We start from the raw sequence: 11,172 nt of genomic DNA, 5'->3' as shown, positions 1-11,172 counted from the left end.
AGAGCCCCGGTCGGTGATCACCAACCGGGGCTCTGAGCTGCGTGGACCTGAGGGGATTTGAACCCCTGGCCCCCTCGATGCGAACGAGGTGCGCTACCGGACTGCGCCACAGGCCCTTGCAACGAGTGAAACTTTAGCACCCCGATCGGGGTGCTTGGAAATCCGTTCCCGCTGGACCCGGGGCCGGAGTCCCGGCTCGGCTACTCGTTGGCCGCCCGCGGCCGCTCCCCGTCCTCGTACTGGTCGAACAGCGGCGTACGCCCCCGTTCCCGCGCCCGTCGCGCCGAAGCCGCCCGGCGCCGCGCGTCCCCGCGCCCCTCGCCGTCGGCCCTGTCCGCCGCGCCGTCCGCCTCCCGGGTCTGCCCCGTCTCCCCCGCCTTCGCGTCGGACGGGGACGCGACGCCTGGCGCCCCGGAGCCGTGCTCCCGCGTGCCCGCGACCGCATCCTGGTCCCGCGCCACCGAACTCGACCGCGCCGAACTCCACGCGGTCGGCGCCCCGAGATCCACATCCGGCGTCGCCCGCGGCGCGACCGGCGCCGTCACATACGTTGGCAAGGGCACCGGCACGGGCTCCCAGCTCTCCCCGCGCCCGGGCCGCCGCTGCCGCTCCCGCTGCTGATCGACCCACTCGGCGTGATCGGTCTGCTCCACCAGCGCCCGCCGGTCCGCGGCCAGCGCCGACAGCCCGGGGTCGGCCTCCGGCTCGGGCCCCTCCTCGGGTTCGCCGGCCTCGGCCTCGGCCGCCGCGTGCCGACGCGGCTGACGGGCCCGCTCACGCAGCCGCTGGGCCGCGGCCTCCGCCCGCCGCCGGTCCATCTGGTACGCGAACCGGCGGCGCTCCTGCGTACGCAGATACGCGATGTACCCGCTGAGCAGCACGGCGGGCACACCGGGCGCCCAGAGGAAGGCGAGCCCGCCGACGGCCGCGACGATCGCGCCGAGCGTGAAGGCGAGGAAGAGCATGACGGTGGTGCGCCTGCGGCGCGCAAGCACCTTCGAGCGCCGGGCGCGTGCCGCGGCCGCCTCCGCGCCGGGGGCACGACGGGCCGGAGGGATCGCCTTGTGTGGGGGCGCGGACGTGTCGTCCCGGGCGGGGGCGGTGCCGGCCGGGCGGGCCTCGGACGCCTGCCCGGCTCCCGACGCCGTCTCCATGACGCCGCCCACCTGAGGGCGCGTCGGAGACACGGCAAAGGCCCGGACGTCCACCGAGTCGGTGACGGCGTCCGGGTCGTCCGCGTCGGGCTCCCCCTCGTCGGCGGAGCGCGCCCGCAGGTCCTTGGCGTATCGGCGCTCCATGCCCGCCCGTCCGGACAGCAACCGGATGGCTGTGCTGAAGCGTTCCGTCGGACGGGCCTCGTTCAGCTCGTCCTGCCTACGGAGCCACATCGGCACCAAGTAGGCGGCCCAGGCCCCGACAATGACTGCGTAGATGAGGCCGCTGCTGCTCACGCCTCACACGGTAGAGGGGTTTGCGTGAGGCCATCTGCCAATTGAGCCGGTGTGTCGCACGATCTGGCTGATATTTCGAGCTTTTTTTGTGACCGATGCGATCAGCAGGCTGCCGGTCCCGCGAAATTCATTGCCCCGGACCGGTCGGGAACCGATCAATTTCGAACATGTATTCAATTTCTGGGTCCGGCCGGATTCCCGGGGGCGTTCTGCGGCATGTCCTGCGCGTTCCCCTGGGTCTTCCGCATCCGGGTCCGGCGCCAGCGGGCCAGCAGTCCTTCGGGGACTTCTTCCGCCGTGAGCGCGAACACGAGATGGTCGCGCCAGGCGCCGTCGATGTGGAGATAACGGGGCCTGAGGCCCTCCTCGCGGAATCCGAGTTTCTCCACCACGCGGCGGCTGGGCCCGTTCTCGGGGCGAATGCAGACCTCGATGCGGTGCAGGCCGACGGTCCGGAAACAGTGGTCGACGGCCAGCGCCACGGCCGTAGGCATCACGCCCCGCCCGGCCACCGCCTCGTCCACCCAGTAACCGACGTGCCCCGAGCACATCGAGCCCCAGGTGATCCCGGCGACCGTCAACTGCCCGACCAGGCGCCCCTGGTACTCGATGACGAACGGCAGCATCCGGCCCGCGCTCGCCTCGGAGCGCAGATGGCGGACCATCTGGCGGTACGTCGGACGGTGCGCGATCGGCCCGCCGGGCGTGGGCGGCGGAATGGTCGCCTCCCAGGGGCGCAGCCAGTCCCGGTTACGCCGGTTGACCTCACGCCAGGCCCGTTGGTCGCGCAGCTTTATCGGACGGAGGACGACATCGCCCTCCACCAGTTCGACGGGCCAGGATGGGCTGTTCAGCTCGCACCCCCGCTGCTGGGTCTGGGGTGGTCGCCACCGCGGATCTGGTCGACGGCGTGGATCAGCAGGGGCTCCAGGACGGCCAGCCCGTCGCGCACGCCGCCGGTCGATCCCGGCAGGTTGACGATCAGTGTCCCGCCCGCCACTCCGGCCAGGCCCCGGGAGAGCACCGCGGTCGGCACCTTGTCCCGGCCGTACGCGCGGATGGCCTCCGCGATGCCCGGCACCTCGCGGTCGAGCACCGCGCGGGTGGCCTCCGGGGTGCGGTCGGTGGGCGAGATGCCCGTGCCGCCCGTGGTGACGATCACGTCGTACCCGGCGTCCACGCCCGCCCGCAGCGCGGCCTGAACGGGGTCCCCGTCCCGGACGACCTGCGGTCCGTCGACGGCGAACCCGAAGCCCTTGAGGCCGTCCGCGATCAGCGGGCCGCCCTTGTCCTCGTAGACGCCGGCGGCGGCCCGGTTGGAGGCCGTGATCACCAGAGCGCTGTACGGCGCGACCAGCGCACCGCCGAGCGCCGCGTCGAGAGTCATGCCCGGCTCCAGTCGCCCGACTTGCCGCCCGTCTTCTCCTCCACCCGCACGTCCGTGATGACCGCTCCCTTGTCGACCGCCTTGACCATGTCGATCACGGTGAGCGCGGCGACGGAGACCGCGGTGAGCGCCTCCATCTCGACGCCCGTGCGGTCCGTCGTCTTCACCGTGGCGGTGATCTCCACGGCGTCGTCCGCGACCGACAGGTCCAGTGTCACACCGGACACCGACAACGGGTGGCACAGCGGGATCAGGTCCGGCGTCCGCTTGGCGCCCATGATCCCCGCGATCCGCGCGGTGGCGAGGGCGTCTCCCTTGGGGACCCCTTCGCCGCGCAGCAGCTCGATCACACTGGGTGAGACGAGGACGCGTCCGCTGGCGCGCGCGGTGCGCGCGGTGACGTCTTTGCCGGATACGTCGACCATGCGGGCGGCGCCCGCGTCGTCGAGGTGCGTCAGTCGGTCCTGCGTGCTCATGGTGTGGCGCTCCCGGTCCGGGCCCGTCGCGGTGCGGCGCACGGGCCTGCTGTGCGCGACACGGTACCGCCAACCTGGGGTGGTCAGCCGAGCAGGACCACCTCGACCTCGGCACCGGGCTCGACGGACTGGACGTCCTCGGGTACGACGATCAGCGCGTCGGCGTGCGCGAGGGCGGCGATCAGGTGGGACCCGGCCCCGCCGACCGGCGTCACCCGGCCGTCGGCGTAGCTGCCGCGCAGGAACTGCCTGCGGCCCTTCGGGGAGGTCAGCGGCTCGTCCCCGGTCAGCGTCGCGCGCGTTCTGGGCCGGTGGACGTCCTTCAGGCCCATGAGGGTGCGGATCGCGGGGCGCACGAACAGTTCGAAGGAGACGTACGACGACACCGGGTTGCCGGGGAGGGCCAGCAGGGGGGTGTGGTCGGGGCCGATGGAGCCGAAGCCCTGGGGCTTGCCGGGCTGCATGGCGAGCTTGCGGAACTCGATGCCGCTGCCCGCCACGTCCTCGTCGCCGACGTGCGACAGCGCCTCCTTGACGACGTCGTACGCCCCGACGCTGACGCCGCCCGTGGTGACCATCAGGTCGGCACGGACGAGCTGGTCCTCGATGGTGGTGCGCAGGGTCTCGGCGTCGTCGGCGACCGCGCCCACCCGGTAGGCGATGGCGCCGGCGTCGCGGGCGGCCGCGGTGAGGGCGAAGCTGTTGGAGTCGTAGATCTGGCCGCCGGCCAGCTCCTCGCCGGGCTGGACGAGTTCGCTGCCGGTGGACAGCACCACCACGCGCGGGCGCGGGCGGACGCGCACGGTGCCGCGGCCGATCGCGGCGAGCAGCGCGATCTGCGGCGGGCCGAGGACGGTACCCGCTTCGAGGGCGCGGTCACCGGCCCGCACGTCGCTGCCCTTCGCGCGTACGTGCGCGCGTGCCTCGGCGGGCCGGTGCACGCGCACCTGCCCGGAGGCGCCCTCGGGGCCGAGGCTGCGGGCCCGCATCCCGCTGACGGGGCCCTCGCCGAGGCCGCCGTCGGTCCACTCCACGGGCACCACCGTCTCGGCGCCGGGCGGCAGCGGGGCGCCGGTCATGATGCGGGCGGCCTGGCCGGGGCCCACGGTCCGCAGCTCGGCCTGGCCCGCCGCGACGTCCCCGACGACCTCCAGGACGGCCGGGAACTCCTCGCTCGCGCCCGCGACATCCGCGACCCGTACCGCGTACCCGTCCATGGAGCTGTTGTCGAACGGTGGCAGGGACACCGGCACCGTGACGTCGTCGACCAGGACGCAGCCCTGGGCGTCGAGCAGTTGCAGCTCGATGGGTTCGAGGGGGCGGACGGTCTCGAGGATGTCCTCCAGGTGTTCGTCCACCGACCACAGGTGGTCCTGGCCGGTGGCGCGGGGCGCGGCGGTGCTCAAGTGGCTACATCTCCTCGGTGACGTAACTGCGAAGCCAGGTCCGGAAGTCCGGGCCCAGGTCTTCACGTTCGCACGCGAGTCTGACAATGGCACGCAGATAGTCGCCGCGGTCGCCGGTGTCATAGCGGCGGCCCTTGAAGACGACGCCGTGCACCGGGCCGCCGACCTTCTCGTCCGCGGCGAGCTGCTGGAGGGCGTCGGTGATCTGGATCTCGCCGCCGCGGCCGGGCTCGGTCTTGCGCAGTATGTCGAAGATGCGCGGGTCGAGGACGTAGCGGCCGATGATGGCGTAGTTCGACGGGGCGTCGGCCGCGTCCGGCTTCTCGACCAGGTCGCTCACCTTGACCACGTCGCCGTCCTCGGTGGCCTCTACGGCCGCGCAGCCGTAGAGATGGATCTGCTCGGGCGCCACCTCCATGAGCGCGATGACGCTGCCGCCGTGCTGCTCCTGGACCTCGATCATGCGCTTGAGGAGCGGGTCGCGCGGGTCGATCAGGTCGTCGCCGAGGAGTACCGCGAAGGGCTCGTCGCCGACGTGGGGGGCCGCGCACAGGACGGCGTGACCCAGTCCCCTGGGGTCGCCCTGGCGCACGTAGTGCATGGTCGCGAGGTCGCTCGACTCCTGGACCTTGGCGAGCCGCTCGGCGTCGCCCTTCTTCTCCAGAGCCGACTCGAGCTCGTAGTTGCGGTCGAAGTGGTCCTCAAGGGGCCGCTTGTTGCGACCGGTGATCATGAGGACGTCGTCGAGACCGGCCGAGACGGCCTCCTCGACCACGTACTGGATCGCCGGCTTGTCCACGACCGGCAGCATCTCCTTGGGAGTGGCTTTGGTGGCCGGCAGGAACCGGGTGCCGAGGCCTGCTGCGGGAATGACAGCCTTGTTGATCCGTGGTTGCGCCTGAGTCATGTCCGCAACCATATCCGGTGCGTTTGTGAGGAATCACAGGCTCCGGACAGTTGGCGCTCATATGAGCCCTTTGATCACGGTACGGGAGCGACGGATGGGCCACCTCGGACGCATGGGCGAGCCTGACAAGCGCACATTGCGGCGAGAGCTCCTCGCGGTGAGAAGCAGGTTGCCCGCAGGTGACGTGGAGGCGGCGGCGGCCGCGCTGGCCGAACACGCGCTCGAACTGGGCGAGCTGGCGCATGCGCGCACGGTGGCGGCGTACGTCTCCGTGGGGAGCGAGCCCGGCACGCTCGCGCTACTCGACGCGCTGCACGCGCGGGGGGTACGCGTCCTGCTTCCGGCGCTTTTGCCCGACAACGACCTTGACTGGGGCGTTTACTCCGGGAAGGGCTCCCTCGCGCGTGTCCAACACGGCGGAAAGATGGCTCTTTGGGAGCCGGCCGGCGAGCGGCTCGGCCCGGACGCGGTGACGGGCGCCGACGCCGTGCTGCTGCCGGGCCTCGCGGTCGACGCGCGCGGGATGCGGCTGGGGCGCGGCGGAGGGTCGTACGACCGTGTCCTGGCGCGTCTGGAGCGCGCGGGCGCCCATCCCGCGCTGGTGGTGCTGCTGTACGACGCGGAGGTCGTCCCGCTCGTCCCCACGGAGCGGCACGACCGGCCGGTGCACGCGGTGGTGACGCCGTCGGGCGTGCGCCGCTTCCCGCGCTCCCGGAGGTGAGGCCCCGGCAGACCGAAGGGCCCTCCACGCGCGCGTGGAGGGCCCTTCGGGTCGGTCGCCGTCAGTGGGTCACGGCTTCAGGGCCAGGGTGTCGTCCGTGCCCTTGTCCACCGCCTGCTTGGTGAACGACCAGTCCAGCAGCTCGCCCTTGGCCCACTTGCCGGTCTGGTCGGTGTAGTGCGAGCTGTAGGCGTGCCCGGAGGCGCCGCTGAGGTTGATCCACTTCGACTTGTCGAAGTCGTCGAGGTTGACCACCATCCGCATCGACGGCACCCAGACGACGCCGTAGCCGCCGGCAGCGTTCCAGCCGGTCGCGTTGACCGTCGCCTCGCCGCCACTGAGCTCCCAGGGGCCGCGGTTGAGGACGTACTGCAGGAAGCCGGGGCCGTCGGTGCCGAGGGTCTGGTTCTTCAGGAACAGGCGGTGCAGCCGGCCCCAGCTCCAGGTGTCGATGTCCTTGCCGAGCTTGGCGGTCAGCTCCCAGCGGGCGTCGATCATGGCCCGCTTGAAGAGGTCGTCGCGGTTGTCGGCGGCCGGGCGGGTGCCCGACTTGGGGGTCGTCCACCAGTCGCTGTTCTCGTCGTCCATGAGGCTGCGCACGACCTCGAACCAGCGGTCGCCGCCGTCCGGCTGGGCCTGGTCCGCGTCGCGCTGGCCGCACTCGCGCACCCGTCGGTCGTCGTCCACCGGGCCGGTGGTGTTGACCGGCTCGACCCACAGGCACTGGCCCCTGACGCGCAGTTCCTTGGGCAGCTTGTCGCCGAACGCGAGCTTGAGGATGTTGCGCCAGACCGAGTTGAAGTAGGCGGCGGCCGCCGAGTCGGCGTCCTGGGTGTAGTCCCAGCCCTCCAGGAGCTTCTGCGCGTCGCGGACGTCCTTGTCGCCGACGTCGATCTTCAGCAGCTGCGGGACGAGCAGCTTGGCGATCTCGCTGCTGCTGTCCATCTGCATCTGCCGCATGTCCTCGGTGGAGATCTTGCCGTCGCCCTTGATCTTCGACTCGATCAGGTCGGTGATCCGCTGGCTGCGGGCGCCGTAACCCCAGTCCGTGGTCAGCGTGTACGGGTAGTCCTTGCCGACCACGGCCTGGTTGGCGGTGACGATGTAGCCGCGCTGCGGGTCGTACTCGTAGGGCAGCTCGTCCTGCTCGACGTAGCCGGTCCAGCGGTACTTGGAGTCCCAGCCCGGCGCCGGGACGGAGCCGTCGTGGCCCTTCGCGCGCGTGGGGATCTTTCCGGGCAGCGTGTAGCCGATGTGGTTCTCGGTGTCGGCGTAGACGAGGTTCTGCGAGGGCACCTCGAACAGGGCCGCCGCGGCGCGGAAGTCGTCCCAGTCGGCCGCCTTGTTCATGGCGAAGACGGCCTCCATGGTGGTGCCCGCGTCCAGCGCGGTCCAGCGCAGTGCGATGCCGTAGCCGTCGCCGCGGTCGGGGGCGGCGGTGTCGACGGTGGCCTTCTTGCCGACCTTCACCAGTTCGTCGTCGCGGTCGGACAGCAGGGGGCCGTTGTTGGTCTCCCGGACCACGATCTTCTTGGAGGTGCCGCCGGCGACCTTGATGGTCTCCTCGTAGGTGGTGAAGGGCTTCACCTTGCCGTCGTAGAGGTAGCCGTCGCCGGTGAGCTTCTCCAGGTAGAGGTCGGTGACGTCGACGCCGGAGTTGGTCATGCCCCAGGAGATGTCCTGATTGTGACCGATTATCACGCCCGGCATACCGGCAAAGGTGTAGCCCGAGACGTCGTACTGGCACTTGTCGGAGACCGTGCGGCAGTGCAGGCCCATCTGGTACCAGACGGACGGCAGCGAGGCCGACAGGTGCGGGTCGTTGGCGAGCAGCGGCTTGCCGGTGATGGTGTGCGCGCCGCCGACGACCCACGAGTTGGAGCCGATGCCGTTGCCGTTCACGCCGACGGCCTCGGGGAGGTCCTCCAGCTCGTCGTAGAGGCCCGAGAGCTGGGTCTGGAGGGCCGAGGAGCCGGTGGAGGAGGACGTGCCCGTCGAGGTGCCCGTGGACGTCCCTGTGCCGTCTGTGGAGGTTCCGGCCGTGCCGTCGGTCGAGGTGCCGCTCGTGCCGTCCGTGGAGCCACCGCTCGTGCCGTCGGTGGAGCCGCCGCCGTCGAACGTCTGGGTGAGTTCGTCGTACTGGCCCTGCTGGACGACGACCTGGTTCCGGTCGTACGGGTACCGCGGGTACAGGTCGGCGACCTGCTTGGGGCCGAGGCGGCTGGTCATCAGGGCGCGGTCGATCTCGTCCTGCATGTTGCCGCGCAGGTCCCAGGCCATCGCCTTCAGCCACGCCACCGAGTCGACCGGGGTCCACTTCTCGGGCTTGTAGTCGTTGCTGAAGCCGAGCGCCGCGTACTCCACGGAGATGTCCTCGGCGCCCTTGCCCTCAAGGTAGGCGTTGACTCCCTCGGCGTACGCCTGGAGGTACTTCTTGGTGGTGGCGGACAGCTTGGTGTCGTACTCCTTCTGCGCGGTCCGCTGCCAGCCCAGCGTGCGCAGGAACTCGTCGTTCTCGACCTGGCTCTTGCCGAACATCTCCGACAGGCGCCCGGCGGTCATGTGCCGGCGGACGTCCATCTCGTAGAACCGGTCCTGCGCCTGGACGTAGCCCTGCGCCATGAACAGGTCCTCGTCGGAGGAGGCGTAGACCTGCGGGATGCCGTAGCCGTCCCGCTTCACGTCGACGGGTGCGGTCAGGCCCTTGAGCGTGATCGAGCCCTTGGTCTGCGGGAAGGAGGCGCGCACGGTGCTGATGGACCAGTACGCCCCACAGGCGGCGCCGCCCATGATGGCCAGCACCAGTACAAGCACCATCAGTCGGGCTTTGCGCCCCTTCTTCCTGCCGGACTTGCCGGGCTGCTGACCCGTTGAGGCGGTGGTGTTGGGGGGCATCGCTGTCCTTGCTGTCCTAACGCGAGCGGCAGGCGGTACTGGAGTGCTGGAGCAACCATAGGCGCAGGGCCCGGTGCGCCTTGACGCGGAGTGGGGAACCAGCACGGACGGACGTTCGATCATGCACGGCGAATGTCAAGAAATCGTCAAGAGTTAGGTAAGGTAACGAAGTAACTGCACCACGGAAAGGGAACGGCCGCTGAGTATCCACGACCTCAACGAACTCCTGCTCGTCTGCTCGCTCGTCCTGCTCGTCGCCGTGGCCGCGGTCCGGATCTCCTCGCGCAGCGGGCTCCCCAGCCTGCTCGTCTACCTGGGCATCGGCGTGCTCATGGGCCAGGACGGGATCGGCGGCATCCGCTTCGACAACGCCGAGCTGACCCAGGTCATCGGATACGCCGCCCTGGTCGTGATCCTGGCCGAGGGTGGCCTCGGCACGAAGTGGAAGGAGATCAAGCCGGCCCTGCCGGCCGCGACCGCGCTGGCGCTGGTCGGGGTCGCCGTGAGCGTCGGGGTCACCGCGTCGGCCGCGCATTACCTGGTCGGGCTGGAGTGGCGGCAGGCGCTCATCATCGGCGCGGTCGTCTCCTCCACGGACGCGGCGGCGGTCTTCTCCGTGCTGCGGAAGATCCCCCTGCCCGCGCGCGTGACGGGCACGCTGGAGGCCGAGTCCGGCTTCAACGACGCACCAGTGGTCATCCTGGTCGTCTCGTTCTCCGCGGCCGGACCGTTCGAACACTGGTACGTGCTGGTCGGCAAGATACTGCTGGAGCTCGCCATTGGTGCCGCCATCGGCATCGCGGTGGGCTGGCTGGGCTCCTGGGGACTGCGGCACGTGGCCCTGCCCGCCTCCGGTCTCTATCCGATCGCCGTGATGGCGATCGCGGTCACCGCCTACGCGGCGGGCGCCCTGGCCCACGGCAGCGGCTTCCTCGCCGTCTACCTCGCCTCGATGGTGATGGGAAACGCGCGCCTGCCGCACTGGCCCGCCACGCGCGGGTTCGCCGAGGGGGTCGGCTGGATCGCCCAGATCGGCATGTTCGTCCTGCTCGGTCTGCTGGTCACCCCCCACGAGCTGGGTGACGACATCCTGCCGGCGCTGGTCATCGGGCTGGTGCTGACCATGGTGGCGCGTCCGCTCAGCGTCGTGCTGTGTCTGCTGCCGTTCCGGGTGCCGTGGCAGGAGCAGACGCTGATGTCCTGGGCCGGGCTGCGCGGCGCCGTGCCCATCATCCTGGCGACCATCCCCATGGTGAGCGGCGTGGAGGGCAGCCGTCGCATCTTCAACATCGTCTTCGTACTGGTCGTCGTCTACACCCTCCTCCAAGGTCCGACGCTGCCCTGGCTCGCCCGCCTGCTGCGCCTGGGCGACGGCTCCGAGGCCGCCGACCTCGGCATCGAGTCGGCCCCCCTGGAGCAGCTGCGCGGGCATCTGCTGTCCGTCAGCATCCCGGGGGAGTCGAAGATGCACGGCGTCGAGATCAACGAGCTGCGGCTGCCCGCCGGGGCCGCGGTCACCCTCGTCGTCCGGAAGGGCACCTCGTTCGTGCCGCTGCCGACGACCGTGCTGCAGCGGGGCGACGAACTGCTCGTGGTGGCCACGGACCCGGTGCGGGACGCGGCCGAGCGGCGACTGCGGGCGGTCGGGCGCGGCGGCAAGCTGGCCGGGTGGCTGGGTGCGAACGGATCTACCTAATCGCAGGTGGACGCACCTCAGGTGCCCATTTTCACAGGTGCACCGGGTCTTCCTACCTGTAGGATGCAGGCGTCACCCAGATCGAACCAACTCTGCCTGACGCAGAGCTGGCGCGACCGTATGGCGGCCGGAAACGCCCTTCGACGCAGTGGGCGCCGGTATCTACCGCAGTGCGCGCAAGAGGACAGCTCTCGGCGCCCGGCCCACCACAAGTGGGCCGCGCTACCAGGCGG

9 protein-coding genes and 1 tRNA gene are annotated in these 11,172 nt (G+C 70.8%); 2 read left to right on the top strand and 8 right to left on the bottom strand.

Going from position 1 to position 11,172, the window contains the following annotated elements; all coding sequences use genetic code 11:
• Nucleotides 1-42: 42 nt before the first annotated feature.
• The 7 genes from I2W78_RS22925 to galU form a co-directional block, all read right to left on the bottom strand.
• Nucleotides 43-116: transfer RNA gene (locus I2W78_RS22925), tRNA-Ala, on the bottom strand.
• A gap of 84 nt (nucleotides 117-200) precedes the next feature.
• Nucleotides 201-1,451: a divisome protein SepX/GlpR gene (gene sepX, locus I2W78_RS22920; RefSeq protein ID WP_196462148.1), complete on the bottom strand. Its 1,251-nt coding sequence runs from the start codon at nucleotides 1,449-1,451 to the stop codon at nucleotides 201-203.
• 173 nt (nucleotides 1,452-1,624) lie between these two features.
• Nucleotides 1,625-2,275, bottom strand: a complete 651-nt coding sequence (locus I2W78_RS22915) for a GNAT family N-acetyltransferase (RefSeq protein ID WP_307783746.1) — start codon at nucleotides 2,273-2,275, stop codon at nucleotides 1,625-1,627.
• Between the two features lie 26 nt (nucleotides 2,276-2,301).
• On the bottom strand, nucleotides 2,302-2,838 hold the full coding sequence (locus tag I2W78_RS22910; protein ID WP_196462147.1) for a MogA/MoaB family molybdenum cofactor biosynthesis protein: 537 nt from the start codon (nucleotides 2,836-2,838) through the stop codon (nucleotides 2,302-2,304).
• Nucleotides 2,835-3,314, bottom strand: a complete 480-nt coding sequence (gene moaC, locus I2W78_RS22905) for a cyclic pyranopterin monophosphate synthase MoaC (protein ID WP_196462146.1) — start codon at nucleotides 3,312-3,314, stop codon at nucleotides 2,835-2,837. The genes I2W78_RS22910 and moaC overlap by 4 nt, the downstream gene beginning before the upstream one ends.
• Nucleotides 3,315-3,397: 83 nt before the next feature.
• Nucleotides 3,398-4,720 carry a molybdotransferase-like divisome protein Glp gene (gene glp / locus I2W78_RS22900; RefSeq protein WP_196462145.1) on the bottom strand — a complete coding sequence of 441 codons (1,323 nt, stop codon included), beginning with the start codon at nucleotides 4,718-4,720 and terminating at the stop codon, nucleotides 3,398-3,400.
• Between the two features lie 4 nt (nucleotides 4,721-4,724).
• The gene (gene galU, locus I2W78_RS22895) at nucleotides 4,725-5,627 is read right to left on the bottom strand and encodes a UTP--glucose-1-phosphate uridylyltransferase GalU (protein ID WP_196462144.1); all 903 of its coding nucleotides are present in this window, start codon (nucleotides 5,625-5,627) and stop codon (nucleotides 4,725-4,727) included.
• Between the two features lie 94 nt (nucleotides 5,628-5,721).
• On the opposite strand from galU, the gene I2W78_RS22890 reads away from it, so the two are divergent.
• Nucleotides 5,722-6,348, top strand: coding sequence for a 5-formyltetrahydrofolate cyclo-ligase (locus I2W78_RS22890; protein ID WP_196464680.1), 627 nt, complete (start codon nucleotides 5,722-5,724; stop codon nucleotides 6,346-6,348).
• 69 nt (nucleotides 6,349-6,417) lie between these two features.
• On the opposite strand, the gene I2W78_RS22885 is transcribed toward I2W78_RS22890, so the two are convergent.
• Nucleotides 6,418-9,243 (bottom strand): penicillin acylase family protein, encoded by a 2,826-nt coding sequence (locus tag I2W78_RS22885; protein ID WP_196462143.1) that lies wholly within the window; start codon nucleotides 9,241-9,243, stop codon nucleotides 6,418-6,420.
• Between the two features lie 199 nt (nucleotides 9,244-9,442).
• Here I2W78_RS22885 and I2W78_RS22880 point away from each other — a divergent pair, with 199 nt between their 5' ends.
• Nucleotides 9,443-10,939 (top strand): potassium/proton antiporter, encoded by a 1,497-nt coding sequence (locus I2W78_RS22880; protein ID WP_196464679.1) that lies wholly within the window; start codon nucleotides 9,443-9,445, stop codon nucleotides 10,937-10,939.
• Nucleotides 10,940-11,172: the final 233 nt, after the last annotated feature.

Source organism: Streptomyces spinoverrucosus, assembly GCF_015712165.1.
GTDB classification, from domain to species: Bacteria; Actinomycetota; Actinomycetes; order Streptomycetales; family Streptomycetaceae; genus Streptomyces; species Streptomyces spinoverrucosus_A.
The sequence above is the reverse complement of the archived record's forward strand: the minus strand, read 5'-3'. Positions and strand labels throughout refer to the sequence as shown.

What these genes read in the sequence shown, in the direction of transcription:
- I2W78_RS22910 (WP_196462147.1), bottom strand. Translation starts at nt 2,838, where the DNA reads ATGACTCTCGACGCGGCGCTCGGCGGTGCGCTGGTCGCGCCGTACAGC.
- moaC (WP_196462146.1), bottom strand. Translation starts at nt 3,314, where the DNA reads ATGAGCACGCAGGACCGACTGACGCACCTCGACGACGCGGGCGCCGCC.
- galU (WP_196462144.1), bottom strand. Translation starts at nt 5,627, where the DNA reads ATGACTCAGGCGCAACCACGGATCAACAAGGCTGTCATTCCCGCAGCA.
- I2W78_RS22890 (WP_196464680.1), top strand. Translation starts at nt 5,722, where the DNA reads ATGGGCCACCTCGGACGCATGGGCGAGCCTGACAAGCGCACATTGCGG.
- I2W78_RS22885 (WP_196462143.1), bottom strand. Translation starts at nt 9,243, where the DNA reads ATGCCCCCCAACACCACCGCCTCAACGGGTCAGCAGCCCGGCAAGTCC.